At 68.1% G+C, this 25576-nt stretch carries 21 protein-coding genes; 7 read left to right on the top strand and 14 right to left on the bottom strand.

Going from position 1 to position 25576, the window contains the following annotated elements:
* The gene (locus QRN53_RS18385) at positions 1-1677 is read left to right on the top strand and encodes an FAD-binding dehydrogenase (RefSeq protein WP_285245249.1); all 1677 of its coding nucleotides are present in this window, start codon (positions 1-3) and stop codon (positions 1675-1677) included.
* A 35-nt stretch (positions 1678-1712) separates the two neighbouring features.
* Positions 1713-2219 (top strand): DinB family protein, encoded by a 507-nt coding sequence (locus QRN53_RS18380; RefSeq protein WP_285245248.1) that lies wholly within the window; start codon positions 1713-1715, stop codon positions 2217-2219.
* A 40-nt stretch (positions 2220-2259) separates the two neighbouring features.
* Here the strand turns inward: QRN53_RS18380 and ppsA are convergent, their stop codons facing one another.
* The 5 genes from ppsA to QRN53_RS18355 form a co-directional block, all read right to left on the bottom strand.
* A complete protein-coding gene (gene ppsA / locus QRN53_RS18375; RefSeq protein WP_285245247.1) occupies positions 2260-4674 on the bottom strand; it encodes a phosphoenolpyruvate synthase in 2415 nt (804 codons plus the stop codon).
* 146 nt (positions 4675-4820) lie between these two features.
* On the bottom strand, positions 4821-5654 hold the full coding sequence (locus QRN53_RS18370) for a pyruvate, water dikinase regulatory protein (protein WP_285245246.1): 834 nt from the start codon (positions 5652-5654) through the stop codon (positions 4821-4823).
* A 9-nt stretch (positions 5655-5663) separates the two neighbouring features.
* Positions 5664-6296: a LutC/YkgG family protein gene (locus tag QRN53_RS18365; protein WP_285245245.1), complete on the bottom strand. Its 633-nt coding sequence runs from the start codon at positions 6294-6296 to the stop codon at positions 5664-5666.
* The gene (locus tag QRN53_RS18360) at positions 6293-7843 is read right to left on the bottom strand and encodes a LutB/LldF family L-lactate oxidation iron-sulfur protein (protein WP_285245244.1); all 1551 of its coding nucleotides are present in this window, start codon (positions 7841-7843) and stop codon (positions 6293-6295) included. The genes QRN53_RS18365 and QRN53_RS18360 overlap by 4 nt, the downstream gene beginning before the upstream one ends.
* Positions 7840-8643: a (Fe-S)-binding protein gene (locus tag QRN53_RS18355; protein WP_285245243.1), complete on the bottom strand. Its 804-nt coding sequence runs from the start codon at positions 8641-8643 to the stop codon at positions 7840-7842. Before QRN53_RS18355 ends, QRN53_RS18360 begins: the two co-directional genes overlap by 4 nt.
* Positions 8644-8834: 191 nt before the next feature.
* On the opposite strand from QRN53_RS18355, the gene QRN53_RS18350 reads away from it, so the two are divergent.
* The 5 genes from QRN53_RS18350 (at position 8835) to QRN53_RS18330 (ending at position 15132) form a co-directional block, all read left to right on the top strand.
* The gene (locus tag QRN53_RS18350) at positions 8835-10580 is read left to right on the top strand and encodes an L-lactate permease (protein ID WP_285245242.1); all 1746 of its coding nucleotides are present in this window, start codon (positions 8835-8837) and stop codon (positions 10578-10580) included.
* A gap of 67 nt (positions 10581-10647) precedes the next feature.
* Positions 10648-11394 carry a FadR/GntR family transcriptional regulator gene (locus QRN53_RS18345; protein WP_285245241.1) on the top strand — a complete coding sequence of 249 codons (747 nt, stop codon included), beginning with the start codon at positions 10648-10650 and terminating at the stop codon, positions 11392-11394.
* A 17-nt stretch (positions 11395-11411) separates the two neighbouring features.
* Positions 11412-14240, top strand: coding sequence for an FAD-binding and (Fe-S)-binding domain-containing protein (locus tag QRN53_RS18340; protein WP_285245240.1), 2829 nt, complete (start codon positions 11412-11414; stop codon positions 14238-14240).
* 105 nt (positions 14241-14345) lie between these two features.
* Positions 14346-14987, top strand: a complete 642-nt coding sequence (locus tag QRN53_RS18335) for a hypothetical protein (RefSeq protein WP_285245239.1) — start codon at positions 14346-14348, stop codon at positions 14985-14987.
* The gene (locus tag QRN53_RS18330; protein WP_285245238.1) at positions 14980-15132 is read left to right on the top strand and encodes a hypothetical protein; all 153 of its coding nucleotides are present in this window, start codon (positions 14980-14982) and stop codon (positions 15130-15132) included. The genes QRN53_RS18335 and QRN53_RS18330 overlap by 8 nt, the downstream gene beginning before the upstream one ends.
* 22 nt (positions 15133-15154) lie before the next feature.
* Here the strand turns inward: QRN53_RS18330 and QRN53_RS18325 are convergent, their stop codons facing one another.
* From QRN53_RS18325 to QRN53_RS18285, 9 genes are all read right to left on the bottom strand, one after another.
* Positions 15155-15415, bottom strand: coding sequence for a hypothetical protein (locus QRN53_RS18325; RefSeq protein WP_285245237.1), 261 nt, complete (start codon positions 15413-15415; stop codon positions 15155-15157).
* A gap of 227 nt (positions 15416-15642) precedes the next feature.
* Positions 15643-16740 (bottom strand): DUF2891 family protein, encoded by a 1098-nt coding sequence (locus QRN53_RS18320; RefSeq protein ID WP_285245236.1) that lies wholly within the window; start codon positions 16738-16740, stop codon positions 15643-15645.
* Positions 16741-16762: 22 nt separating this feature from the next.
* On the bottom strand, positions 16763-17734 hold the full coding sequence (locus tag QRN53_RS18315; protein ID WP_285245235.1) for a DUF979 domain-containing protein: 972 nt from the start codon (positions 17732-17734) through the stop codon (positions 16763-16765).
* Positions 17731-18444 (bottom strand): DUF969 domain-containing protein, encoded by a 714-nt coding sequence (locus tag QRN53_RS18310; protein ID WP_285245234.1) that lies wholly within the window; start codon positions 18442-18444, stop codon positions 17731-17733. The genes QRN53_RS18315 and QRN53_RS18310 overlap by 4 nt, the downstream gene beginning before the upstream one ends.
* 211 nt (positions 18445-18655) lie before the next feature.
* Positions 18656-19333 carry a GntR family transcriptional regulator gene (locus tag QRN53_RS18305; protein ID WP_285245233.1) on the bottom strand — a complete coding sequence of 226 codons (678 nt, stop codon included), beginning with the start codon at positions 19331-19333 and terminating at the stop codon, positions 18656-18658.
* Between the two features lie 60 nt (positions 19334-19393).
* Complete coding sequence (locus QRN53_RS18300) at positions 19394-21142, bottom strand: acetyl/propionyl/methylcrotonyl-CoA carboxylase subunit alpha (RefSeq protein ID WP_285245232.1); 1749 nt, start codon at positions 21140-21142, stop codon at positions 19394-19396.
* Positions 21135-22805, bottom strand: coding sequence for a 5-oxoprolinase subunit B/C family protein (locus QRN53_RS18295; RefSeq protein ID WP_285245231.1), 1671 nt, complete (start codon positions 22803-22805; stop codon positions 21135-21137). Before QRN53_RS18295 ends, QRN53_RS18300 begins: the two co-directional genes overlap by 8 nt.
* Before the next feature lie 2 nt (positions 22806-22807).
* The gene (locus QRN53_RS18290; RefSeq protein ID WP_285245230.1) at positions 22808-23566 is read right to left on the bottom strand and encodes a LamB/YcsF family protein; all 759 of its coding nucleotides are present in this window, start codon (positions 23564-23566) and stop codon (positions 22808-22810) included.
* Between the two features lie 87 nt (positions 23567-23653).
* Positions 23654-25099: a hypothetical protein gene (locus QRN53_RS18285; protein WP_285245229.1), complete on the bottom strand. Its 1446-nt coding sequence runs from the start codon at positions 25097-25099 to the stop codon at positions 23654-23656.
* Positions 25100-25576 lie beyond the last annotated feature (477 nt).

Genomic DNA, 25576 nt, shown 5'->3' with positions numbered 1-25576 from the left:
ATGGACGCGGACGTCATCATCATCGGCGGCGGGCTGGCCGGGCTGGTAGCGGGCAACGAACTGGTCCGGGCCGGACGGCGCGTGGCCATCGTGGACCAGGAGAACCAGGCCAACCTGGGCGGCCAGGCCTTCTGGTCGCTGGGCGGCTTGTTCCTGGTGGATACCCCCATGCAGCGCCGGCTGGGCGTGAAGGATTCGTTGGAGCTGGCGTGGCAGGACTGGCAGGGTTCGGCGCAGTGGGACCGGCTCACGGGCCCGCACCCGGAAGACGAGTGGGCGCAGCAATGGGGCCGCGCGTACGTGGAGTTCGCCGCCGGGGAGAAGCGCTCCTGGCTGCACGATCAGGGCATCCGCTTCACGCCGCTGGTGGGGTGGGCCGAACGCGGCGACGGCAGGGCCGGCGGCCACGGCAACTCGGTGCCCCGCTTCCACGTCCCCTGGGGCACCGGCATCGGGATTTCCGAACCGTTCGCGGACAAGGCCCGGGAGGCGGCCGCAGCCGGCAGCCTCAGGTTCCATTTCCGGCACCGGGTTGACGGTTTAATGTACGACGGCGGCACAGTCACCGGGGTGCGGGGCGCCGTGCTGGCACCGGATGCGTCGCCGCGCGGCGTTTCCTCCAACCGCGAGGTTGTTGGTGAATTCGAACTGCGCGCACAGGCCGTGGTGATCGCGTCCGGCGGGATTGGCGGCAACCACGGGCAGGTGCGGCGCTGGTGGCCGGAGCGGCTGGGGACGCCGCCGCGGAAGGTGGTCACCGGCGTGCCGGAGCACGTGGACGGGCGGATGCTGGACATCGCAGACCAGTCCGGGGTCCGTTTGGTGAACCGGGACAGGATGTGGCACTACACCGAGGGCATCCAGAACTGGGACCCCATCTGGCCGGACCACGCCATCCGCATCCTGCCGGGACCGTCGTCGCTGTGGTTCGATGCGCTGGGCCGGCGGCTCCCCTCCCCCGGCCTGCCCGGGTACGACACCCTGGGCACGCTGCGGCTGCTGCGGACCACGCCGGACATCCAGCTGTACAGCCACTCCTGGTTCATCCTGAACCAGCGGATCATTGAAAAGGAGTTCGCCCTCTCCGGCTCCGAGCAGAACCCGGACATCACCAACCGTGACCTCAAGCTTCTTTTGAAGACCCGGCTGGGCCGCGGCGCCTCCGGCCCCATCGAGGCGTTCAAGGAACATGGCGCGGACTTCGTGGTGGCGGACAACCTCCCGGACCTGGTCCGCGGGATGAACGGGCTCACGGACCAGCCGCTGCTGGACGGTGCGCTGCTGCGGCGGCAGATCGAAGAGCGCGACGCCGAGATCCGGAACGCCTACTCCAAGGACGCCCAGGTGGCCGGCATCCGCAACAGCCGCCGGTACCTCGGTGACAGGCTGTTCCGGACCGTGAAGCCGCACCGGATCCTGGACCCGGCGGCCGGCCCGCTGATCGCCGTGCGGCTGCATGTGGTCACGCGCAAAACGCTCGGCGGCATCCAGACCAATTTGTCCGGCCAGGCGCTCGGGCAGGGTGGGGTGCCGGTGCCCGGGCTGTACGCCGCCGGCGAGGCAGCAGGGTTCGGCGGCGGGGGCGCCCACGGCTATAACGCGCTTGAGGGTACGTTCCTGGGCGGTTGCATCTTCACCGGCAGGACGGCAGGGCGTTCCCTGGCCCAGGCGCTGTAACCGTTCGGGCGGTTCCGGGTTGGTAGGGTCGGCGTATGGCCAGCCACCCGCATTCCATGGATGACGTGATTTCCGAGCCGCTGCGTGCCCAGTTCGAGTTTTTCCTGGACGAGCACCGGGCTGCGTTGAACGGTTGCCTGGACGGCCTGACCGAAGAACAGGCCCGGCGGCGCCTGGTGCCGTCCCGGACCACGCTGCTGGGGCTGGTGAAGCACGCCACGTTCGTGGAAAAGGTCTGGTTCGATGAGGCCGTCACGGGCCGCAGCCGCGCCGAGATCGGCATCCCGGCCACGCCGGACGAGACCTTCATCCTGGACGATGGCGACACGATCGCCTCCGTCCAGGCAGCCCACCGCGAAGCGTGCAACGCGTCCAGGACTGCCGCGGCCAGGCTGGGCCTGGACGATACCCTCACCGGAAACCGGCGCGGTCCGCTCCCGCTGCGCTGGGTCTACCTGCACATGCTGCGCGAACTCGCCCAGCACTGCGGCCACGCGGACATCCTGCGGGAACAGATCCTGGCGGTTCCGTCCCAGCGTTGACGCCAGGACGGAACCACCAATGGACCTTTCGGCGGCCTGGTCAGGCTCCGGCGGCGGTCACAGCTTCGGCGGAAGTTTCGCCGGCTGCCCCGGCGAGCCGCAGCCACGTGTCAACCACCGTGTCCGGGTTCAGGGAGACGGAATTGACGCCTTCCTGCACCAGCCATTCAGCGAAGTCCGGGTGGTCGCTGGGGCCCTGGCCGCAGATGCCCACGTACTTGCCATGCGCCCGGCAGGCTTTGATGGCCATGCTGAGCAGCTTCTTCACGGCCGCGTCCCGCTCATCGAAGCTGTTGGCCACGATCGCCGAGTCCCGGTCCAGGCCCAGGGTCAGCTGGGTCATGTCGTTGGAGCCGATGGAGAAGCCGTCGAAGTACTCCAGGAAGTCGTCGGCGAGCAGTGCGTTGGAGGGCAGTTCGCACATCATGATCACTTCGAGGCCGTTTTCGCCGCGGCGCAGGCCGTTCTCGGCGAGCAGGTCGATGACGCCCCGCGCCTCGTCCAGGGTCCGCACGAACGGGATCATCAGCTTGACGTTGGTCAGGCCCATCTCGTTGCGGACAAAGGACAGGGCCTCGCACTCAAGGTCAAAGCAGTCGCGGAAGGACGGTTCCAGGTAGCGGGACGCGCCGCGGAACCCGATCATCGGGTTTTCCTCGTGCGGTTCGTACGCCGGGCCGCCGATCAGGTTGGCGTATTCGTTGGACTTGAAGTCGGACATGCGGACGATCACCGGTTCCGGTGCGAATGCGGCAGCGATGGTCGCAACGCCCTCGGCGAGGCGCTTGATGTAGTAGTCGCGGGGGCTGCTGTAGGCGGCGATCCGCGCGCGGATCTCAGTGGCCACGTCCTCCGGCTGGCTGTCCAGGTTCAGCAGTGCCTTGGGGTGGATGCCGATCTGCCGGTTGATGATGAACTCCAGCCGGGCCAGGCCCACCCCATGGTTGGGCAGCTGCGCGAAAGTGAAGGCCTGTTCCGGCGTGCCCACGTTCATCATGACCTTCACGGGCGCCTCGGGCAGCTGGGTGACTCCGGTTTCCTCCACGCTGAAGTCCAGCAGGCCTTCGTAGATGGTGCCGGTCTCGCCATCGGCGCAGGACACGGTGACTTCCTGGCCGTCGGCCAGCGAGTCCGTGGCGTTGCCGGTGCCCACGACGGCGGGGATCCCCAGTTCACGGGCGATGATGGCGGCGTGGCAAGTGCGTCCGCCGCGGTTGGTGACGATCGCGGAGGCACGCTTCATGATCGGTTCCCAGTCGGGGTCGGTCATGTCCGCCACCAGGACGTCGCCGGTCTGGAACGAGGCCATCTGGTCGATCGCGGTGAGGATCCGGACCTTTCCGGCGCCAATCCTCTGGCCGATCGCACGGCCTTCCACCAGCACCGGGCCGGTCGCATTCAGGCGGAACCTGCTCATGCTGCCCGGGGCCCGGCGGGACTGCACGGTTTCGGGGCGCGCCTGCAGGATGTACAGGCCGCCGTCGATGCCGTCCTTGCCCCACTCAATGTCCATGGGGCGGCCGTAATGCTTCTCAATGGCGACGGCGTGGCGCGCGAGCTGCTCGACGTCGTCGTCCGTGAGGCTGAAGCGTGAACGCAGGGACTCCTCCACCGGCACGAAGTCGATGGTGCGGCCGATCTCGCTGTTGGTGGTGTACGTCATCTGGAGGGCCTTCTCGCCCAGTCCCCGCTTGAGGATCGCCGGCCGGCCGGCTTCCAAGGCGGGCTTGTACACGTAGAACTCGTCAGGGTTCACGGCGCCTTGCACCACCGCTTCGCCCAACCCGTAGGAAGAGGTGACGAACACGGCGTCCTGGAAACCGGATTCGGTGTCCATGGTGAACATGACGCCGGACGCGCCGACGTCGGAACGCACCATGCGCTGGATGCCCGCCGAGAGTGCCACCTCGGCGTGCTCGAACTTGTGGTGCACCCGGTAGGCGATGGCACGGTCGTTGTAGAGCGAGGCGAAGACATCCTTGATGGCCTGCAGGATGTTGTCGATGCCCCGGACGTTCAGGAAGGTTTCCTGCTGCCCGGCGAAGGAGGCGTCGGGAAGGTCCTCCGCCGTGGCGCTGGAGCGCACCGCCCAGGACAGGTCCGGCGAGCCGGCGTGCTTGTCCACCAGCTGCTGGTACGCCTCGCGGACCTGCGACTCGAAATCGGCCAGGAACGGGGTTTCGCGGACCAGGGTGCGGATCTCCTGGCCGGCAGCTGCCAGCGCCGTCACGTCATCGGTGTCCAGGCCCACGAGCCGGTCGGCGATCTTCTGGTCCAGGCCGGAATCGGACAGGAACCGGCGGTACGCGTCCGCGGTGGTGGCGAATCCATCGGGAACCTGGACGCCGGCAGAGGTCAGGTTCTGCACCATCTCGCCCAGGGAGGCGTTCTTGCCGCCCACCTTGTCCAGGTCCTTGAGTCCGAGTTCAGAGAACCACAGAACGTCTGTCGTCATATTTACTGCTCCTTTGCAGAGGGTGGCGTAGGCATCGCCGGCCGGGCACGGTAGTGCCCGGCCGGAAGAAAGATCCAGCTAACAGTTTCAGGTCTTGGGCGGACTTTCCACATGATGTGCGCTACGCCACGTTTGTGAAATTTTGGCTAGTGCTTCAGGTTCATCCGCTGCAGGATGGTGGCCGCCATCTCCTCCACGGAGACGGTGGCCGAGTTCAGGTAAGGGATCCGGTGGGATACATACAGTTGTTCGGCGCTGCGCAGCTCAAAGCCGCACTGCCGCAGCGAGGCGTACGCCGAGCTGGGCCGCCGCTCGGTCCGGATCTGGCTCAGGCGCAGCGGGTTGGAGGAGAGCCCGAAACACTTCGACACGAAAGGCCGCAGCGGCTTGGGCAGCCCGTCCCGCTGGAAGTCTTCATCAACCAGGGGGAAGTTGGCGGCGAAGATCCCGTGCTGCAGGGCCAGGTACATGGTGGTGGGGGTCTTCCCGCACCGCGACGGTGCCACCAGGATCACCTGCGCCTTCTCCAGGGCACGCAGGCTCTGGCCGTCGTCGTGCTCCATGGCGTACTCAACGGCGGCCATCCGCGACTGGTAGCGGGCAGCATTTCCCAGCCCGTGCGCCCGGCCCGGCTCCCCGCTGGCCGGTGCGCCCAGCGCCTGCTCCAGGACGCCCACATGGGTGCCGATCAAATCGACAATGACGCCGTTGCAGCCTGCCAGGATCTGCCGTATCTCGCTGCTGACGGCCGTGGAGAAGACCAGCGGCTGGGGCCCGGTGGCGGCAAGCCCGTCGATGGTGCGCACCACCGCCCGGGCCTGCTCGGCCGTGGTGATGAAGGGGATGGTGATGCGGTCGAAGTCGGCCACCGGGAACTGGGTCAGCAACGTGTTTCCGAGCGTCTCCGCGGTGATGCCGGTACTGTCCGAAAGAAAGTAGACAGGCCGCAGGGCAGGAGTGTTCTGAGCAGCAGTGGTCATGGCAGAACTCTAGCGGGCAATGATGACGTCCAGCCTGCGCGGTCCGTGGACGCCCTCCACGCGTTCAAGTTCAATGTCGCTGGTGGCGCTGGGGCCGCTGATCATGGTGATTGGCCGGGTCCCGTCGATCCGCCGCAGCGCCTCGGGCAGGATCCCGGCGATGTCCGCGGCCTTGACCACGCAGATGTGGTGGTCCGGGACCAGGCTGATGGCGCGCCGGCCCTGGTTGGCGCTGCCGTCCAGGATGATGGTTCCGGTTTCGGCCACGGCCACGGCACTGCCGGTCACCACCGCATCGATGCCATCAAGCTCGGCAACGCTGAGCGGTTCCGCCGGGGAGTCCAGCCGACGGCGGGAAGCGCCGCCGCCGTCCGCCCCTGCCAGCCACCCGGCGTCGAGCCCTTCGGGCACCACGAACGACTTCGCGCCCTCCAGGAGCGACGCGATCCGGGCGGGCACGTCACTTTCCGGCACAACTGCCACCTGCGCCTTGTAGTCCACCAGCCGGTCCACCAGCAGCTCAATCAGTTCGTCGGCGCCCATCCCCGAGGCTGCCCGGTATTCGCGCGGAACCTGCGGCGCCTCGGGGCTGTCCTGAAGGGCGGCCCTGATCCGGGTAAGGATGTCTTCGCGTGCGGTCATTGCTGGGCTTCCTTTGTCTCTGGTGACGGCGTGGAGGACGGTCCGCCGTCGGGCGTGCCGGGCGAACCGCCGGCGTCGCGGTGTTCCTTGGCCCACCAGTCCCGGAAGGACTGTGCCGGAGGCGCCGGGATGTCCCGGCTTTGGGTCCAGCCGCCGGCAATGCCGGGAAGCTTCTTGATCTTCTTGTCCCGTCCGGCGGCCAGGCGGCCGAGCGGGAGCCCCTTCTCCACCAGGCCAAGGTTCCTGCCGGATGACAGTGCCCAGGAGGCGGCCTTCATGCCGAGGTCCATCTGGCTGGGGACTTTTTTCGTCCCGCGCTTGCTGTCCACGTCCACGCTGCGCAGGTGCACCAGGATATCCGGGATGTTGATCTTGACCGGGCAGGCGTCGTAGCAGGCGCCGCAGAGCGAGGAGGCGTACGGCAGGGAATTGTTTTCCTCGGCCTGGATGCCGGTGAGCAGGGGCGAGAGGATGGCGCCGATGGGTCCCGGGTACGTGGAGCCGTAGGCGTGGCCGCCGGTCCGCTCGTACACCGGGCAGACGTTCATGCACGCACTGCAGCGGATGCAGTGCAGGGCGGAACGGCCCATTTCATCGGCCAGCGCGGCGCTGCGGCCGTTGTCCAGGAGCACCAGGTGAACGTTCTGCGGGCCGTCCCCCTCGGTGACCCCGGTCCACAGCGAGGTGTACGGGTTCATCCGCTCCCCCGTGGACGAGCGCGGCAGCAGCTGCATGAACACTTCGAGGTCCTGCCAGGTGGGCAGCAGCTTCTCGATGCCCATCACCGTGATCAGCGTTTCCGGAAGGGTGAGGCACATCCGGCCGTTGCCTTCGGATTCCACCACCGCCAGGGTGCCGGAATCGGCGAGGGCAAAGTTGGCCCCGGACACGGCCACCTTGGCGGTGAGGAACTTCCGGCGCAGGTGCTCGCGGGCAGCCATGGCCAGGACGGGGGGATCGTCGGTGAGGGCAGGGTCCGCGCCGGGCATTTCGCGCAGGAAGATGTCCCGGATTTCTGTGCGGTTCTTGTGGATGGCGGGAACCAGGATGTGGCTGGGCTTGTCGTGGTCCAGCTGGACGATGAGCTCGGCCAGGTCCGTTTCGAAGGCCTCGATTCCCTGTTCCTCGAGGTACTCGTTGAGTCCGATTTCCTGGGTGGCCATCGACTTGACCTTGACCACCTCGGTTTCGCCGGTCTCACGGACCAGGCCGGCCACGATTTCGTTGGCCTCCCGGGCGTCGCGGGCCCAGTGAATCACGCCGCCGCGGGCGGTGAAGTTCGCCTCGAACTCTTCGAGGAGTTCGGGCAGCCTGGCCATCACCGACTCCTTGATGGCGGATCCGGCATCGCGCAGCTGTTCCCAGTCCGGCAGTTCGGACACCACGGCCTGGCGCTTGTCCCGGATGGTGTGGGTGGCATGGCCAAGGTTGGCTCGCAGCTGGGCATTGCCCAGTTCGCGGTGCGCCGCCTTGGGGAAGGACTCCCCGGCGAACAGGTTGCCTGAGCCGAACGCGGGCAGGGCGGGCATTCCCAGGAAGGTGGTCATCGGCGGGCCTTTCCGGTGGAGACGAGGACTTCGCCGGTGACGGAGGCCGGTTCTTCCATGGTGCTGGCGAGGATCTCGGCCAGGTGGAGGGTGGTGGTGGAGCTGCCCTGGCGGGACAGGCCGCCGCCGATGTGCATCAGGCACGAGGCATCCCCGCCCGTGCACAGCTCGGCGCCGGTGGACTCGATGTTGGCCGCCTTGTCCTGGAGCATGGCCGAGGAAACATCGGCGTTCTTCATGGAAAACGTGCCGCCGAAGCCGCAGCACTGGTCCGCTTCCGGCAGGTCGGCCAGGTCGATTCCCTGCACGGTCCGCAGCAGCCTGGACTGCCGGTCTCCCAGCCGCAGCAGCCGCATGCCGTGGCAGCTCGGGTGGTAGGTCACCCGGTGCGGGAAGTAGGAGCCCAGCTGCGCGCCGGCGTCGGTTACGCCCAGCACGTCCACCAGCAGTTCGGAGAGCTCGTAGGTTTTGGCCCCGACGGCGGTGGCGCGGGCTTCGAGCGCGGCGTCGCCGCAGGAGCGGGCCACCATGGGGTGCTGGTGCTTGACCGAGGCGACGCAGGAACCGGAGGGGGCGACGGCGACGTCGTAGTCCGCGGTATCGAAGGCGGCCACATGGTTGGCCACCACGGGGACGGCTTCCTTGAGGTAGCCGCTGTTGACGTGCATCTGGCCGCAGCAGGCCTGGCCGGAAGGAAACACCACTTCGTGTCCCAGCCGCTCCAGGATCCTGACGGTGGCCTTCGCCGTCGCCGGGTACATCGCGTCCACGATGCAGGTGGCGAACAAGGCAATTCTCATGACGGCCTTCCGGAATGGGATTGAGCGTATGGTCTGACCACAGTAGACCACGTGATGGCTGCCACTTTCAACCCCCACGCCAAATGGTGAACCGGCTCACACCGGCGACAGATTGTGGGCTACACTTCCGTGGTCGGACCATAGTGGTCTGACCAAAGACATCCCCATCGCCCTCATCGTGGAGGAACTCCGTGGACCACTTCACCCCCAGCACCGATCCGGTGCTGAACAGCGTCGCCTGGTCGGCCATCGTCGCCCTGCTGCCGCTGCTGACCTTCTTTCTCCTTCTCGCCGTTGCAAAGACCAAAGCCCACGTGGCCGGCGGGTTCGCCCTTCTGGTGGCCCTGGTTGTCGGCATCCTGGCCTTCAAGATGCCGGCCGGCCTGGCACTCCTGTCCGCAACCCAAGGCGGCGTTTTCGGCGCCTTCCCCGTGCTCTGGATCGTGGTCATGGCCGTCTGGCTCTACCAGGTGACGGTACTCAGCGGCCGCTTTGAAGACCTCCGCCGGGTCTTCGATGTGATCGGCGGAGGTGACGTCCGCCTGCAGGGAGTCCTGATCGCGTTCTGCTTCGGCGGCCTGCTCGAGGCCCTTGCCGGCTTCGGCGCGCCGGTGGCCATCACCGCCACCATGCTGCTGGCCCTGGGCCTTCCTCCGCTCCGGGCCGCCGCCGCCGTGCTGGTGGCCAACACCGCTCCCGTGGCTTTCGGCGCCATGGCCATCCCGATCACCACGGCCGCCGGGCTCACCGGCCTGCACGCGACGGACATCGGCGCCATGGTGGGCCGCCAGGCCCCGCTGCTGGCCACCTTCGTTCCGCTGATCCTGCTCTTCATCCTGGACGGCCGCAAGGGTTTGAAGGACTGCTGGCCCGCGGCTCTGGTCGTCGGATTCTCCTTCGCCGTAGCGCAGTTCCTCTGCTCCAACTTCTTCTCCTATGAACTCACCGACATCATGGCCTCGCTGGTGGGCCTCGGTGCGGCTGTCCTGTTCTTCCGCTTCTGGAAGCCCAGGGGCACCGCGGCCGCGCGTGACCGGCTGGGCGCAGCCGTAGCGGCCACTGCCGGCGGCACCACGTCGAAGAACCAGGCTCCGGGAAGCACCGGCGCAGGCAGCGTCGCCACCCTTCCGGCGGCCGGGCGCGAAGGCCTCACCCCCGCACGCACCTGGCTCGCACTGTTCCCCTACTTCCTCGTCATTGTGGTGTTCGGCATCGCCAAACTATGGAAGCTCGGCGTCGACCTTCCCGCCGCCCTCGCCGCCACCGACGTCAAGATCCCGTGGCCCGTCCTCCACGACGCCCTGGTAGGCGCCGACGGCAAGCCGCTGTCCTCCACTACCTACGTCTTCCAGTGGCTGTCCAGCCCCGGAACGCTCCTGCTGATCACGGGCCTGATTGTCGCCGTGGTCTATGCCCGCTTCGATGACCACGGCCGCTTCTCCATGACCGCAGGCAACGCCGTGGCCGAAATTGGCCGGACCATCTTCAAGATGCGCTGGGCCGGGCTCACCATCATCACCGTGCTGGCCCTGGCCTACGTCATGAACAACTCCGGCCAGACGGTCTCGATCGGCGTCTGGCTGGCCGGCACCGGCAGTTTCTTCGCGTTCCTCTCCCCCGTGCTCGGGTGGCTGGGCACGGCCGTGACGGGTTCGGATACTTCTGCGAACGCCCTGTTTGCCAAGCTGCAGCAGACCGCCGGCGTGAATGCCGGCATCGATCCGAACCTGCTCGTGGCCGGCAACACGGCCGGCGGCGTGGTGGGCAAACTCATCAGCCCGCAGAACCTCGCCATTGCCGCCACCGCCGTCAACCTTGACGGCCAGGAGTCGGTCCTTCTGCGTAAGGTAGTCGGATGGAGCGTGGGGCTGCTCCTGGTGCTGTGCACCGTCGTCTACCTGCAGTCCACCCCTGTCCTGGGCTGGATGCTTCCGTAGCCCTCCCACCCGCGCACAACCGGAGTGCGGGCCGCCGGCCCGCACTCCCCCACTCAAAGGATGGCCCGTGACAACCGCCGCAGCCGGAGCAGCACCCCGCCCCCGAACCCACGATGCGCTCCTGAAGGACATTGAAGCGGACCTTCGGGACGGCAAAATCAAGGTGGGCGACCGGCTCCCCGGCGAGCGCACCCTGGCCGAAAACTACGGCATCTCCAGGGCGTCCGTGCGCGAAGCCATCCGCATCCTGGACGCCATGGGCGTGGTCCGCAGCTCGGTGGGCTCCGGTCCCACCTCCGGCGCCATCGTGGTCTCCGATCCCTCCGCCGGCCTCTCCTCCGCCCTCCGGCTGCATGTTGCCAGTAACCGGCTGCCGGTCCAGGACATCGTCCAGACCCGTATCCTCCTGGAGACCTGGACTGCCCGTGCCGGCGCGGCGCGCGACGGCGGGGACGCGGAGCGGAAAGAGGCGGCCCAACTGCTTGACGCCATGGACCAGCCGGAGCTGGACCGGGCAACCTTCCACGAGCTGGACGCCCGGTTCCACGTGGCGCTGAGCTCCCTCGCGGGCAACGAGGTAATGGCCACCATCATGGAATCCCTCAGCGGTTCGATCGTGGGCTACGTGAAGGGCGCAATGGATGCCATGGAGGACTGGCCGGCCGTCCTGGCAGTCCTGCGTACCCAACACCATGGAATCTTCGATGCCATCCAGTCCCGGGACGGCGAGCTCGCCGCGCGCCTGCTGCGTGAGCACATCGAATGGTTCTACCAGCGGGCCGGGGACGCCACCCCGCCGCGCACCATCACCTGATTTTTCTTGGAGCACGCATGAGAACCACAGCGGCAGGAGCCGAATCCCCCATCCGGCAGCTGGGCCTGGAGACCGTCAGCACGCGGGACCTGGAGCGCCATGCCATGGCCCACGATGCCTCGCACTACCTCTTGGTCCCACAAGGCGTAGCCACCCCACGCAACGCCGCCGACGTCGGCGCCCTCTTGCGGCGCAGCCGCGAACTGGGGCTTCCCGCCACCTTCCGGTCGGGCGGCACCAGCCTCTCCGGCCAGGCCCTGAGCGACAGCCTGCTGATCAACACCCGCCAGCATTTCCGCGGCATCGAGGTGCTCGACGGCGGTGCCAGGGTCCGCGTCCAGCCCGGTGCCACGGTGCGCAGCGTCAACGCCCGGCTGGCCGCCTTTGGACGCAAGCTCGGCCCGGATCCTGCCAGCGAGATCGCCTGCACCGTGGGCGGTGTCATCGCGAACAACTCCTCCGGGATGGCGTGCGGCACCGAGTTCAACACCTACCGGACACTGGAATCGATGGTGCTGGTGCTGCCCTCAGGAACCGTGATCGACACCGCGGACGCCGACGCCGACCGGCGGTTGCACGCGCTGGAACCGGAGCTCCACGAGGGACTGCTGAGGCTGCGCCGCCGGGTGGTGGGCAACGATGAGTCCGTCCGGATCATCCGTTCGCTGTTTTCGATGAAGAACACCATGGGCTATGGCGTGAACTCCTTCCTGGACTACGAGCGTCCCGTGGACATCCTGATGCACCTGATGATCGGCAGCGAGGGAACCCTGGGCTTCGTGGCCGAGGCCGTCTTCCGGACCGTCGAGGTCAAGCCGGCAGCCGCCACCGGGCTGCTGGTCTTCAACACCCTGGACGCGGCGATGGGTGCCCTGCCGGACCTGGTGTCCAGCGGCCTGGCCACCATCGAGCTCATGGACGCGGCAGCGTTGAAGGTGGCGCAGGCAGCCGCCGACGCCCCGGCTGCCATTCGGACGCTGCCGGTCCAAGGACACGCCGCGCTGCTGGTGGAACACCAGGGCTCGGACGCCGCCGAACTGTCAGGCAAGCGCGCAGGCTCGCAGCAGCTGTTCGACTCGCTGGACCTGGCCACGCCCTTCTCGTTAACCTCTGACCCCAAGGACCGAGCCGCCCTCTGGCATGTGCGCAAGGGCCTGTACACGGCTGTGGCCGGTGCCCGCCCCTCGGGAACCAACGCGTTGCTGGAAGACATTGTGGTGCCGGTCCCCGCCCTCGCGGACACCTGCGGGGAGCTGACGCGGCTTTTCCGCGAGCACCGCTACGAGGAATCGGTGATCTTTGGGCACGCGAAGGACGGGAACGTCCACTTCATGCTCAACGAGCGTTTTGACGACCCCACCCAGCTGCTGCGCTACCAGGCCTTCACCGACGAGATGGTGGACCTGGTGCTCGGCTCCGGCGGCTCGCTCAAGGCCGAGCATGGCACCGGGCGCATCATGGCGCCGTTCGTCCGCCGCCAGTACGGCGACGAGCTCTACGGCGTCATGCAGGAGATCAAGCGGCTGATCGACCCGCCCAACCTCCTGAACCCGGGCGTGCTGCTCGCCGACGAGCCGCTCTCCTACATCGAGAACCTCAAGGTGGCGCCGACGGTGGAGGAGGAAGTGGACCGCTGCGTCGAGTGCGGCTACTGCGAACCGGTCTGCCCCAGTAAGGACATCACGCTGACGCCCCGCCAACGCATTGTGCTTCGGCGCGACATTGCTGCCGCTGAGCAGCGCGGGGACCACGGCCTCGCCGCCAGCCTGCGCAAGGACTATGACTACGACGGCGTGCAGACCTGCGCTGCGGACGGCATGTGCGTCACTGCCTGCCCGGTGCTGATCAACACCGGCGACCTGGTACGGCGGCTGCGCAAGGAAAACGCGAACACCCTCGCCGCGGCCGGCTGGAACAAGGCCGCCGAAAACTGGGGCGCCGTGACCGCCGGCGGTGGGCTGGCCCTGACTGTAGCCAAAGCACTGCCGGCGCCGCTGCCCAAGGCCGCGACCGCCGTCGGCCGTGCCCTGCTAGGGTCCGAAGCGGTGCCCGACTACCACTCCGTGCTGCCCGGCGGCGGTTCCCGGCGCCGGGCACGCCGGGATCCGGACAGCATCGCCGTGTTCTTCCCCGCCTGCATCGGCACCATGTTCGGCCCGGGCGATGCGCCTGAAGGCGCGGCGAAGGGATCGGCCCAGGCCTTCCTGGACCTCTGCGAACGCGCAGGCGTGGGGGTTACCGTTCCGGACGGCATCGACAGCCTGTGCTGCGGCACCCCCTGGAAGTCGAAGGGCTTCGCCCAGGGCTACGAGGCCATGACGGATAAGGTCCTGGACCGGCTGTACGAGGCCAGCGGACGGGGCGTGCTGCCGGTGGTGTGCGATGCCGCCTCCTGCACGGAAGGTTTGGACACCATGAAGCGGCTCGCGGCTGCGGGCGAGGAACGGTACGCCGGGCTGCGTTTTGTTGACTCGGTGGAGTTCGTGCACCAGCACGTCCTGGACCGGCTCACGGTGACTGCACCGCTGGGTTCGATCGCCCTGCACCCCACGTGCTCATCCACCCAGCTGGGGAGCAACCCGGCCCTGATGGAGATCGCCCGGGCTGTGACGGACGATGTGTTCGTGCCGCCGAGCTGGGGCTGCTGCGCGTTCGCGGGCGACCGCGGCCTGCTCCACCCGGAACTGACGGACTCCGCCACAGGCCTGCAGGCCCGCGAGATCAACGAGCGGGAGTTCGACGCCTACGCCTCCACCAACCGCACGTGCGAGCTGGGGATGTCCAAGGCCACCGGCCGCTCCTACCGCCATCTGCTGGAAATCCTGGAGGAGGCCACCCGGCCCTGAGGCATGCCGCTAGACTGGCCGGGCAAGGACGGATTGGGGGATCCAGGGCGGCGCTGCCGCTGTTTCCGCTGGTCGGTCGCAAGCCAGCGGACCCAAGGACCATTCATGACCTTCTTCCAGGACTTTCCCGTCCCGCCCCTGCCGCCCCGGCCGCGGTCCCAACGCCATGTCCCGCCGCCGTGGGTGGCCGCTCCCGCTTACGAGCTGCCGGCCGCCGTCCACCTTGGCAAGTTCGTGAGCCGGACGCCCCACATGGTGGTGGCGGTCGAAAGCGCGGACGTGTTCTCTACCGGGTGCGTGTTCAACCTGTCCTGGGTCCTCCGCCGTGGCGAGCAGTCCGACGAAGACTGGGCCGATCTGCAGGACTTGTTCTTCCACTCCGGCAGGGGCATCCGCCGCGGCAGTGGCCGGCAGACCGGGCTGATGTTCGGCGTCGAATTCCCCGACGGCTCGAAGGCCAGCACCGGCGTCCAAATTCCCTACGGGTTGATGGAACAGGGCACCGACCCAAAACCGCCGGCCGTCGCACTGAACGGCGGAGGTGGCGGCGGCGGGGACGACGAATTCTCCGGCACCGGGACCCTCTGGCTGTGGCCGCTGCCGCCTGCCGGGGACCTCAGGCTGGTGGCCCAGTGGACCGACTTCGGCCTGCAGGAAACGTCCCTCATGCTCGACGGCGGGACCTTGCGGCAGGCTGCGGCGTCTGTTCAGCCGTACTGGCCGGAGGAGGGGCGCACGGATGGGTGACTTGACCGGGCTTGTCCTGTTTGTGCTCTTCGGGGCGATCTTCTTCTACGTCCTGTACGGCGTGATCCGCGCCGCGGTCCGCGATGGCATCCTCCAGGCCGACGAGCGGCGGGCAAGGCGTTCCGGGGAGCTCGACAGAAGGTAGGCCCCCGGGCCTGCCCGCGGACCTAGAGCGCGGTGACGATGCTTCCGTAGCCCTGCAGGAACATGCGCCGGCCCTGGCCTTCGTCGGTCCACACCCAGATAACGGAGTAGTCGGAGGTCACGGCGTCCACCATGCCGGTTCCGGACAGGGTTCCCTCGGCGAAGCGTACCCGGTCCCCCACGGCGAGCCGGGGGTGCCTGGTTCGTTTCCGCCGGGGTTTGAGCGTTGCGGTTTCACCGGCCACTGCAGGGTCTGACAAGCAGGTGCTGACGTGCTGGCGCATGGGCTTCCTCTGGGCTCGCGGGCGGACAGTCAGCTCATTACAACCCTGCCCGCTGCTCCCAGGTCACGCATTCCAGCGTGGTGCAGCAAGACTAACCCGCCGTGGCCCGGCGTGCATGGTCGCGGGGCTACGAACGGAGTGTGACTGCGCCGCCGGTGAGCGGCCGGCCTTTGCAGCGTCTCCCGCCAGCCCAGCTCCCGCCAGCGCAGCCTCAGTCCACAGCAGCCTCAGTCCAGCGCCGCCACGGAGCCCAGAGCGTCCCAGGCGAAGCTGGCCAGCCAGTGCGTGGACATGAAGTCGCCACTCTCCAGCCCGGAGAGCCCGGCCTTCAACAGCGGATCGAGTGCCTCGCTGAGCACTGCCGCGGCCGCGGACGCCTCAGGATGGGAGGAGCCGCGGAGCGTGGCGATGACCCGGGCCACCTGTCCGGCGCGGGTCAGGTTCAGCCCGTGGAGGTGCACCAGGTAGCCGTCGGTCTCGTCCGTGACGCTGACAGGCTGCAGGATCCGGGACTCCGCGGAAAGTCCGGGGAGGAACGCCGCGAACCAGGCGGCAAACTCGCCGGCGGGCAGGACGCGGCGCATCAGGTCCGCCTCGCTGAGCCCGGCGGAGAGGAAGTCCTGGCCGCTGAGCTCCCAGTCGCCCGGCCAGCCGCGGTCGTTCGCGAACCAGGTGCGGGCCGCTTCCTCGCAGGCCGCAGCAGCCTCATCCCGGCCCAGTGACCGGAAAGCATCCAGCATGTAGCCGACGCCGAACGCCGCGTTGGTGTGCAGTCCGTGCCGGACGGGGTACTGGGCCTTGGCCATCCATGCCACGCTGAGCTCCGCCACCGCGTCCACGAGTGGCTCCAGCGCGGAGCCCCATTCCCGAAGCTGTGCATCGGAGGATGAGGAACAGGTGGCGGCCAGCCGCATCAGCCATGCCCAGCCATACGGACGCTCCCAGGAGGGGTTGGCCAGCAGGTAATCCCGCTCCACCGCCAGCTTGACCGGTGTCAGGTTGGCGCCCAGCGCTTTCCGGAGCGACGCCGCCGTGGAGCTGTCCACCCAAGCTGCCGTGCCGCCGTCGGACGCCCCCTCCGGGGCTGCCCCGGCGGCAGACGGCTCGGAGGCAGACCCCAGCAGGCTGGCCCCCAGCCAGTGCATGTGGACGCAGGAGTGCCAGTCGAAGGAGGTGTAGAACGCGGGGTGGATCTGCTCCGGGGTGGGCCGGTCCGCGGCGGAAACCTGGGTGTGGTGCGCGGAGTGCGGGAAGGGTTCGGAAAGGTTGTTCAGCACCACGGCCGCGTAGCCGGGTGCCTGCTGTGCGCGAAGATCGTTGTCCATGGTGCTCCTTTGCGGGAAGGGCCTAGTGGAAGGCCAGGAAGTACATCAGTGCGATGTTGACCGCCAGCAGCGGGATGGCCGTGCCCACCTGCGCCGTGATGACGCCGTACTTGTTCTTCATTTCCAGCAGCGCGGACGGCACCAGGTTGAAGTTGGCGGCCATGGGGGTGCAGAGCGTGCCGCAGAAACCGGCGAGCATGCCGATCGCGAAGATGATGGCCGGGTCGCCGTGGAATCCCTGCACCAGCACGGGCCAGCCGATCGCGGCCGTCATGATGGGGAACGCCGCGAAGCCGTTGCCCATCAGCACGGTGAAGAGGAACATGCCGATGCAGTACACCAGCACGCCCGCGATCAGCGAGCCCTTGGGCAGCAGCCCTGATGCCAGGGTGCCCACCGCGGTGCCCACCCCTGCCTTGGTGAAGAGGATGCCCAGCGTGGTGAGCATCTGCGGCAGCAGCGCGGCCCAGCCGATGGATTCGAGGATGCGGCGGCTTTCGAACAGCGGCGTGGCAGGGTTCTTGGGTTTCAGGATCAGGAGGGCGACGACGACGGCGGCCACGGCACCGATGGCCAGCGCCACCAGCGTGGTGTTCTTGGGATCGAGCAGCGGTGTGCCGCCGATGGACAGCACCGGTGCGGCGAGCACCAGGATCACGGTGACCAGGGGCAGGGTCAGGGCCGGGATGAACAGCTTGTTGCCGAAGCGCTTTGCGTAGGACTCGCGTTCCGGCCCGGTGGAGGTGCGGTGCTTGCCGTGGCCCAGCAGGCCGGTGGATGCCAGTACCACCAGGACCAGGACGGCGACGCCCAGGATCCAGGCGGGCGCGGTTCCTGCCTGGACCCAGGTGCTGTAGAAAAAGCACAGTCCCAGCAGGCCCCAGAAAGCAGCGCTGCCCCAGCGGCGCGGGTGGTTGGTGTCCGCGGCGATCAGTGATGCCCACGCGACGAACAGGATGCCCACCAGCCAGTAAACGGCTTCAACGTTGATCATTTGGCTTCTCCTGCGGTTTCCAGTGCGGCGGTGAGCTCAAACTCGCGGTATTCCTTGTCCAGCTGCTTGTCCAGGCGCAGCAGCCTGAAGCCGTGGATCAGGAAAGCGGCGATGGCGCTGGGGATGGCCCAGAGCGCCAGTTGGAGCGGTTCCAGGTGCAGGTGGTAGGTGGTGTCCACGAACGTGGTGATCAGCAGGATGGAGCCAACGGCCACGAACACGTCCTCGCCAAAGAAGACACCCACGTTATCGGCGCCGGCCGCATGGCCCTTGATCTTCTCGCTGATCTTTTCCGGCACGTGGCCGTAGCGGCGCAGCGCTGCCCCTTCAGCCATCGGGAACACCAGCGGGCGGACGGTCTGGGCGTGGCCGCCGATGCTGGTCAGGCCCACGGCTGCGGTGATCTGGCGGACGGCCAGGTAGCCGATCAGGACGCGCCCGGCGGTCAGTTTGGCGAGCCGGCCGATGAGGGTTTTGGCTTGCTCCTGCAGACCGAAGAACTCGATGATGCCCACCACCGGCAGCACCGCCACGAAGATGGTGACCGAGCGGCTGCTGGCGAAGCCGGTGCCGAACGAATCGAGGATCTGCGCGGGGTTCATGCCGCCCAGCAGCGCGGTGACGATGCCCGCGACGGTGACGACAATCAGGGGGTTCAGGCGGATGGCGAAGCCAACGACCACCAGCAGCACCCCGATGAGTACAAGCATGATTATCCCTTCCCAGGGGACCCTTGATGGGTCTGCGAAAGTGGGGCCGGCGCGTCTGTGCCCCTGGTTTTTTCGGTGGGGCGGCGCCGAGGGGCGGGAGCCCCGGTCACGTCAGGGCTGCAGGATTGTGGGTGCTGCAGGCCAACGGTGTGATCCACAGCATAGCGTTTTGTTCAACAATCCTGCAACCCCGCCTGCGGAAGGGATCAGGTCAGTGGCCGACGGCGGCGAGCAGCTGGGCTTCAGCGCGCTCCAGGTAATTGGCCAGGAAGTCCGCTGCCGCGGCCAGATCCCCGTTCTCCAGGAGCTCCACGATCTTGGCGTTGTCCTCCACGTAGGGTTCGTGGAAGGCGGGATTGGCGGCCATCGAGTGGAACACCAGCCGCATTTCGGCCAGCACCTGGTCCATGAGGCTGTTCAGGCGTTCACTGCCGGCGCGGTCCACGATGGCACGGTGGAAGTCCTGGTTGGCCCCTGCCATGCCGGGGATGTCGCCGTCCGCGGCGGCAGCCCTGGCCGCTTTGACGATCGCTGCCAGCGGTTCCGGGGAGACCGCGCCGGACCACAGTACCGCCGAGGGCTCCAGGAAGCGGCGGACACGGTAGATTTCGCGGATGTCGTCCGCCGTGGGGTGCGCGACGAACACGCCGCGGTTGGGAATGCGGGTGACGATATGTTCCGAGTGCAGGGCGGCGAACGCTTCCCGGAGGGTATTCCGGGACACGCCCAAGGCCTCGCGGAGGGCTTCCTCGGCGAGCTTGGATCCGGGCTTGAGTTGGCCGGCTTCGATGCGGCTGCGGAGCTGCGCGGCCACCCAGAGCCCGGTTTCGGCGTGCTTTGTGGTCCTGGCCTGGGCCTGGAGATCGGCCAGCACCTCGTCAAACGTCATGGCACCACGATATCGGCCCGGGCCCGCGCCAAGGCACAGGGCCCGTCACGCGGGCTCGGCTCAGCCGATAGTGGCCAGCACCTGTCCCGGTGCTACGGCGTCGCCCGCGGCGGCGAACTGCTCCCCCAGCGTGCCGGCGCGGTGGGCGGCCACGGCCGTCTCCATCTTCATGGCCTCGAGCACCAGCACGGTGTCTCCTTCCGCCACACTGGTCCCGGGCTCGGCCAGCCACTTGACCACCGTGCCGGCCATGGTGGCCAGGAGGTCGCCGTCGTTCTTCTCCGCCGGAGCAGCCGCGCTCCGCTCCGGGGCCTCGGCACCACGCCGGCCGCCGCCGTCGAGCAGCGCGTCCAGCAGCGCCGCGGGAAGTCCCAGCTCCATCCGCTTGCCATCCACCTCGATGCCGATGGTGCGGCGCGGTTCCTCCGGGGCGGCGGGGCTGAAGGCGGGATCCGCGTCCAGGTCGGCGGCGAATTCGCTCTCGATCCACGTTGTGTAGACGCCCAGGGCGTCCGCGCCGGTGAAGTCCGGGGCGTCCACCACCGCCCGGTGGAACGGCAGCACGGTGGCCAGCCCGCCGATGCGGAACTCGCCCAGGGCGCGCCGGGCGCGGCGGAGGGCCTGTTGCCGGTCCGCGCCGGTCACCACGAGCTTGGCGAGCAGGGAATCGAACTGCCCCGGCACCGTTGACCCCGCACGGACACCGGTATCCAGCCGGATCCCAGGCCCGGTGGGCGCCTCGAAGGAGTCCACGGTGCCCGGGGATGGCAGGAAGCCACGGCCGGGATCCTCGGCGTTGATCCGGAACTCAAAGGCGTGCCCCCGCGGTTCCGGATCTTCGAGGATGGGAAGCTTCTCCCCCGCTGCGATGGCCAACTGGGCCGCGACGAGGTCCACACCCGAGGTCTCCTCGGTGATGGGGTGCTCCACCTGCAGGCGGGTGTTGACCTCAAGGAAGCTGAGGAAACCGCTGCCGTCCAGCAGGTACTCCACGGTGCCTGCGCCGACATATCCGGCTTCGCGGCAGATGGCCTTCGCCGAGGCATGGATTTCGGCTCGCTGTTCGGGGGTGAGGAACGGGGCTGGCGCTTCCTCAACGAGTTTCTGGTGGCGGCGCTGCAGCGAGCAGTCACGGGTGCCCACCACCACCACGTTGCCGTGCGTGTCCGCGATGACCTGGGCCTCCACGTGCCGGGGCCGGTCCAGGAACTTCTCCACGTAGCATTCGCTGCGGCCGAAGGCGGCCAGGGATTCGCGCACTGCGGAGTCGAAGCTTTCCTCGATGTCGGCCAGGTTCCGGACCACCTTGAGGCCGCGTCCGCCGCCGCCGAAGGCAGCCTTGATGGCCACGGGCAGGCCAACCTGCTCGGCGAAGGCACGGACCTCTTCGGCACTGGCCACCGGGCCGTCGCTGCCGGGTGCCAGCGGGGCACCGGCGCGGACAGCCACCTCACGGGCACTGACCTTGTCGCCCAAAAGCCGGATGGTGTCCGGCGAGGGCCCGATCCAGGTCAGGCCGGCGTCGATCACGGCCTGGGCAAAGCCGGCGTTCTCGGACAGGAAGCCGTACCCCGGGTGGACGGCGTCGGCACCGCTTTTGGCGGCGACCGCCAGGATCTTCTCGATGTCCAGGTAGGTTTCCTGCGGCCGGGAGCCGGCCAGCGAGTAGGCTTCGGTGGCCGCGGAGACGTGCAGCGCGCCGGCATCGGGATCGGCGTAGACGGCCACGCTGTCCAGCCCTGCGTCGTCGCAGGCCCGGGCGATCCGGACGGCAATTTCGCCGCGGTTGGCAATGAGGACTTTACGCATGGAAGCTTTCCTTCGGTGTTTCGGGCTGTTCTGCCGGGGATGCTGGGGTGAACCGCACGGTGGCACCCGGCGGAAGTTGGGCGGCTTTGTCCAGGTCAGCGTGGACGACGACGGCAATCACCGGGTACCCGCCGGTCACCGGATGATCGGAGAGGAAGAGGACCGGCTGCCCTTCCGGTGGCACCTGTACGGCGCCGCGGACAGTGCCTTCGCTGGCGAGTTCGCCATCGGTGCTGCGGGTCAGTGCTTCTCCGTCGAGGCGCAGGCCGATCCGGTTGGACTTGGGCGTAACGGTCCATTCCTGTTCGAGGAAGGCCGCCAGGGTCTCCTCGCTGAACCAGTCCTGGCGTGGTCCGGGCACCACGCGGAGCACTGTGGCGCGGCTTTGGTCCGGGAGGGGTGAAATTTCAGCGTTGCCCACGACACTGCCTGGTGTGGGGGTACCCACGGGCAGGGTGCTTCCCGCCTGGAGGGGGTCAGGACCCAGCCCGGACATGGTGTCGGTGGAGCGGCTTCCCAGGGCGGTTGGCCCAGTGACCCCGCCGCGGACCCCCAGGTAGGAGCGGAGTCCTGCGGTGGGTGCGCCCACGGTGAGCCGCTCCCCTGCCAGCAGCGCGAAGGGGGCGTCGCAGGCCGGCTGCCGCACCGCCGTCGGCCGCTGCTTGGCGTCCCCTGACGGGGTGACCTCAAGCGGCACGCTGGCGCCGGTGACGGCCAGGACTTGGTCGGTCAGGGCTTCGATTTCCAGGCCGCCGAAGAGCATTTCGACTCCCGCGGCGTCCTCCGGGTTGCCCACCAGGCGGTTGGCGCGGCGCAGGGCGCCCCGATCCATGGCACCGGAGCTGCTGACACCCAGGGATGCGTAGCCCGGCCGGCCCAGATCCTGGATGGTGGCCTGGAGGCCCGGCTTGCGCACGGCAAGGCCCGCGGTGGCATGTTCCCCATGGGGCGCCTGGCGGGCAGCGGCATCGGCCGGTTCCGGCCGCCGGGTCATGGTGGCCTGGGCCCGGACCGCGGCGAAACGGACGGTATCACCGGGGCGGATGAGCGCCGGGTTGTCGCGCCCGAGGTCCCAGAGCGTGGCGTCGGTCCGTCCGATCAGCTGCCAGCCGCCCGGTGATTGCCGGGGGTAGATGGCCGAGTAGGGTCCACCGAGGGCCACGGCCCCGGCGGGTACGGCTGTTCGCGGGGAACGTCGGCGCGGTACGTCAAGGGTGGAGTTCTCGCCGGTGAGGTAGGCGAAGCCCGGGGCGAATCCGGCGAAGGCAGCAGTCCACAGTTGGTCCGTGTGGGCTGCCACGACACCGTCGCGGCCAAGGCCGGTGAGCGCCGCGGCCTCGTCCAGGTCGTCGCCGTCGTACACCACCTCAATGGTGACCAGCGTGCTGTCAGCCTCCGCGGGCGCTTCAAGGTCAAGGCTGCGGACGTGGGCGGCCAGCGCCCGCAGGGCGTGGGGCGAATCCGCGGTGATCAGCACGGTTCCGGCGGCGGCAATGACGTCGATCTGGCCCGGCCGGGGGTGCGCCGTCAGTTGCGCCTGGAGGCTGAGCACAGTATCCAGGGAGGACAGTTCCACCAGGATGGCCCGGTCTCCGGCGGGCCTGACCGCGGTGAGGGCCGCCGCCGGGGCCATCGTGGCCGGCTGCTGTTGTGTGGCGGCCATGGCTAGGCGAAGCTCTGGACGGTGATGCCGGCGTCCGCCAGGGCGGCGCGGACGGCGGCGGCCATTGCCACGGCGCCGGCCGTGTCGCCGTGCAGGCAGATGCTTTCCGCTGCGACCGGGACCAGTGATCCGTCCACAGCACGGACCACGCCATCGGTGGCCAGGCGCAGGACATGTTCGACGACGTACTTCACCTCGTGGAGAACGGCGCCGGGTTCGCGCCGGGAGACCAGGGTGCCGTCAGGGTTGTAGGCGCGGTCGGCGAAGGCCTCCGGGACCGTTCGCAGTCCGGCGGCGTCGGCTTGGCGCTGGATCTCGGAGTTGGGCAGGACCATGAGGGGAAGGGTGGGGTCAACGGCGAGGATGGCGGCCACCACGGCGCCTGCTTGCCGGGGGTGGTTGACGATCGTGTTGTAGAGGGCGCCGTGGGGTTTGACGTAGCGGACTGCGGTTCCGGCGGCGAGGGCCACGGCCTGGACGGCGCCGATCTGGTAGACCACGTCAGCGGTCAGTTCCGCCGGGGTCATGTCCACGAAACGGCGTCCGAATCCGGCCAGGTCCCGGTACCCGGGATGGGCGCCCACGGTGACGCCGGCCTTCGCGGCGGCCAGGCAGGTGGCCATGATGCCCACAGGATCACCCGCGTGGAAGCCGCAGGCCACGTTGGCGCTGGAAACACTCTCGAAAATGGCGGCGTCATCGCCGAAGGACCAGTTTCCAAACGATTCGCCGACGTCGCTGTTCAGGTCGATGCTGGGCATGTGATCTCCGTCTCGGATTGGTGGTTCACCAAGAATGCCCTAAAAAACCGGATTGTTCAACAATTCATTTCTATTCTGGCCGGTGAACTAGCCACCCGTCCTGGGCGCGAGGAGGATCTGTACGGCCTCGATCCGTTTGCCCATGCCCGAGGTGCCCGCCATTCCACCGTCGGCCACCCACTGTTGCCAGCCGAAATCCTGTACGTGGGCGCGGTAGTAGATGCTGTAATGGTTCGCCATCTCGCCAGTGAGCCTGATTTCAAACGCTTCCAAACGCAGCCCCTGCCCGATTGTGCCGATGGGATTGGCCGACGTGGTCCAGGGCTGCCAGCCGATGTTTTGCACATGCCCCCGCCACTCGATATCACCGGTATAGGCCGTGCTGGATACGTTGAGCCGCAACGCCTCGACCCGGAGGGCCAAGCCTGTAGTCCCGGCGACGGTTCCGTCCGAAACGTTCGCCATCCAGCCGAGGTTCTGGACGTGGGCGGCGTAGACAGCGGTGAATGCCGGCGCGACCTTCGGAACCAGTTCGATCGACACAGCCTCCATCCGGAGGCCCCGCCCAACGGTGCCAGCCGTGGCTCCGTCCATCACGTACGGCTGCCAGCCGACGTTCTCGACGTGCGCGCGGTACCTGATGCTGTAATGCGAGGCCAGGTCACCGGTCAGCCGCAACTCGAAAGCCTCGAGCCGCAGGCCGAGGCCGGTCGTCCCAATCGGGGACGCCGACGTCGTCCAGGGCTGCCAGCCAATGTCCTGCACCTGCCCCCGCCACAGAATGTCGCCTGACAGCCGGTCCCCTGCCACGGACAGGCGCAGCGCCTCCAGCGGCAGTGCCCGGCCGGTAGTCCCCGCGGTAGCGCCATCAGAGACGCTCGACTGCCACCCGATCGTGGTGACGTGGGCCTGGTAGACCCCGATGCACGTCATGTCGTAGTCGTAGGTCCCATCGGTCCATTGCGCCATATGAACAGTGCCCCCGGAGAAGCTGCGGTTCACGCAGAGGTCGGACGCTTCGCTGGCGAAGTCGAGGCGCCCTGCCGGTGACCAGATCGGCACGTCGGCAAGCTGCCACGAACCGGTGATGGATTCCCAAGCACTGGAATAGGAGTAGATCCCGTGCGGGTAGCCGGCGTCAGCCAGTGCAGCCAGGAGCCCTGAGATGACGTACCGGTTATCCTGCCGCTCACTTGCTGTCGAGCTGGGCCACGGCTGTTGCGGGCGGGGCTCGACGTCGACCCAGACCCGCTCCGGCCGCCAACCCACCTTATTGAGGGAGGAGATGGCTGCGCGCCCTTCGGCGTAGCCAACATTGCGCAACCGGTCCTGCCGGGTGCTGATGGAGTAGGGGCCGTCGTCGCTGTAGGTCTCGTACTGCGCCGCGGTAGGAAACGTGGCCATGGTGTACGCCTGGGCCCTGACGCCATGATCGAGCACCCACTGGAATTGGCTGCCCAGGCACGGGTTTTCGGTGAAGGCGAGTCCGTGCGTCAGGCCCACAACCACGAATTCCGTATCTCCAGGGGGCATCGGGAGGCCTCCCGGGCACTGCGGCCAGGACACGTCATGTCCGTAGTCCACTGCATGGGCGGGTGGAGCGAACAGCAGGCCGATCGCAAGCACGAGTAAAACCGCCAGGAGCCTGGGCATGGATGCCCGGGAGCGGCGGCCAGGTAAAAGAGCTCCCAAGCCGGCCATAATGGCCCCCTAATCGAAGGAAGATCAACATTGTCCCACCGTGACACTGTCACCGCCAGACACGGGCAGCGGCTCCTCCCCCACCGGTCCCCCTCGACGCCCCATCACCTCCTGCCGCTCCCCATCGACGCCCCATCAGGTTCTGCCGGTTCCCCCTCGACGCCCCATCACCTCCCGCCGGTTCCCTCCGGACGCGTCATCAGGTGGTGTCGGGTGATCTGAGGGAGCGCGGCGGGTGGTGATGGGGGGTTACCGGCTCTTCACGGTTTGTGGGGAAATGGATCTCGGGGATGAGCGTCATGCCGCCGT

It is taken from the genome of Pseudarthrobacter sp. fls2-241-R2A-127 (assembly GCF_030209355.1).
Classification (GTDB): Bacteria; Actinomycetota; Actinomycetes; order Actinomycetales; family Micrococcaceae; genus Arthrobacter.
This window is presented reverse-complemented; position numbering and strand designations above follow the sequence as displayed.

Bases quoted from the DNA above. Each gene is read 5' to 3' on its own strand.
- QRN53_RS18305 (WP_285245233.1), bottom strand. From the start codon at position 19,333: ATGACGTTTGACGAGGTGCTGGCCGATCTCCAGGCCCAGGCCAGGACC.
- QRN53_RS18355 (WP_285245243.1), bottom strand. From the start codon at position 8,643: ATGAGAATTGCCTTGTTCGCCACCTGCATCGTGGACGCGATGTACCCG.
- QRN53_RS18320 (WP_285245236.1), bottom strand. From the start codon at position 16,740: ATGGACAACGATCTTCGCGCACAGCAGGCACCCGGCTACGCGGCCGTG.
- QRN53_RS18335 (WP_285245239.1), top strand. From the start codon at position 14,346: ATGACCTTCTTCCAGGACTTTCCCGTCCCGCCCCTGCCGCCCCGGCCG.
- QRN53_RS18365 (WP_285245245.1), bottom strand. From the start codon at position 6,296: ATGACCGCACGCGAAGACATCCTTACCCGGATCAGGGCCGCCCTTCAG.
- QRN53_RS18385 (WP_285245249.1), top strand. From the start codon at position 1: ATGGACGCGGACGTCATCATCATCGGCGGCGGGCTGGCCGGGCTGGTA.
- QRN53_RS18370 (WP_285245246.1), bottom strand. From the start codon at position 5,654: ATGACCACTGCTGCTCAGAACACTCCTGCCCTGCGGCCTGTCTACTTT.
- QRN53_RS18295 (WP_285245231.1), bottom strand. From the start codon at position 22,805: ATGGCCGCCACACAACAGCAGCCGGCCACGATGGCCCCGGCGGCGGCC.
- QRN53_RS18285 (WP_285245229.1), bottom strand. From the start codon at position 25,099: ATGCCCCCTGGAGATACGGAATTCGTGGTTGTGGGCCTGACGCACGGA.
- QRN53_RS18300 (WP_285245232.1), bottom strand. From the start codon at position 21,142: ATGCGTAAAGTCCTCATTGCCAACCGCGGCGAAATTGCCGTCCGGATC.
- ppsA (WP_285245247.1), bottom strand. From the start codon at position 4,674: ATGACGACAGACGTTCTGTGGTTCTCTGAACTCGGACTCAAGGACCTG.
- QRN53_RS18310 (WP_285245234.1), bottom strand. From the start codon at position 18,444: ATGCTTGTACTCATCGGGGTGCTGCTGGTGGTCGTTGGCTTCGCCATC.
- QRN53_RS18360 (WP_285245244.1), bottom strand. From the start codon at position 7,843: ATGACCACCTTCCTGGGAATGCCCGCCCTGCCCGCGTTCGGCTCAGGC.
- QRN53_RS18325 (WP_285245237.1), bottom strand. From the start codon at position 15,415: ATGCGCCAGCACGTCAGCACCTGCTTGTCAGACCCTGCAGTGGCCGGT.
- QRN53_RS18330 (WP_285245238.1), top strand. From the start codon at position 14,980: ATGGGTGACTTGACCGGGCTTGTCCTGTTTGTGCTCTTCGGGGCGATC.
- QRN53_RS18290 (WP_285245230.1), bottom strand. From the start codon at position 23,566: ATGCCCAGCATCGACCTGAACAGCGACGTCGGCGAATCGTTTGGAAAC.
- QRN53_RS18380 (WP_285245248.1), top strand. From the start codon at position 1,713: ATGGCCAGCCACCCGCATTCCATGGATGACGTGATTTCCGAGCCGCTG.
- QRN53_RS18340 (WP_285245240.1), top strand. From the start codon at position 11,412: ATGAGAACCACAGCGGCAGGAGCCGAATCCCCCATCCGGCAGCTGGGC.
- QRN53_RS18315 (WP_285245235.1), bottom strand. From the start codon at position 17,734: ATGATCAACGTTGAAGCCGTTTACTGGCTGGTGGGCATCCTGTTCGTC.